We start from the raw sequence: 606 nt of genomic DNA, 5'->3' as shown, positions 1-606 counted from the left end.
CGAGAATATACAGCGTTTGCCCGGTACCGCGTTTTGACAACTCACGCGCCAGCTTCACGCGCTGCGCCTCACCGCCAGAGAGGGTCGTTGCGGACTGACCCAGTCGGATGTACGTCAGGCCAACGTCCATCAGCGTTTGCAGCTTACGCGCCAGCGCCGGAACGGCATCGAAGAACTCACGGGCTTCTTCAATCGTCATATCCAGCACTTCGTGGATAGTCTTGCCCTTGTACTTGATCTCCAACGTTTCACGGTTATAGCGCTTGCCTTTGCACTGGTCACACGGCACGTAGATATCCGGCAGGAAGTGCATCTCAACTTTGATTACGCCGTCGCCCTGACAGGCTTCACAACGTCCACCGCGCACGTTAAAGCTGAAGCGCCCTGNTGTAACCGCGCGCACGTGACTCCGGCACGCCGGCAAACAGTTCGCGCACTGGCGTAAACACGCCGGTGTAGGTTGCCGGGTTAGAGCGCGGCGTACGGCCAATCGGGCTTTGGTCAATATCGATGACTTTGTCGAAATGTTCCAGACCCTGAACATCGCGATACGGCGCAGGTTCCGCCAGCGTCGCACCGTTCAGCGCCGTCTGCGCAATTGGGAAC

Annotated in this window: 1 pseudogene; it reads right to left on the bottom strand. The window is 58.3% G+C overall.

The window, feature by feature from the left end:
* Positions 1-606 (bottom strand): annotated as a pseudogene (locus FDX22_RS20200) (excinuclease ABC subunit UvrA); the annotation flags it as partial.

Source organism: Citrobacter sp. TBCS-14 (assembly GCF_005280805.1).
GTDB lineage: Bacteria > Pseudomonadota > Gammaproteobacteria > Enterobacterales > Enterobacteriaceae > Citrobacter > Citrobacter gillenii.
Note: the sequence above shows the minus strand (reverse complement) of the source record. Positions and strands in the feature narration are given on the sequence as shown.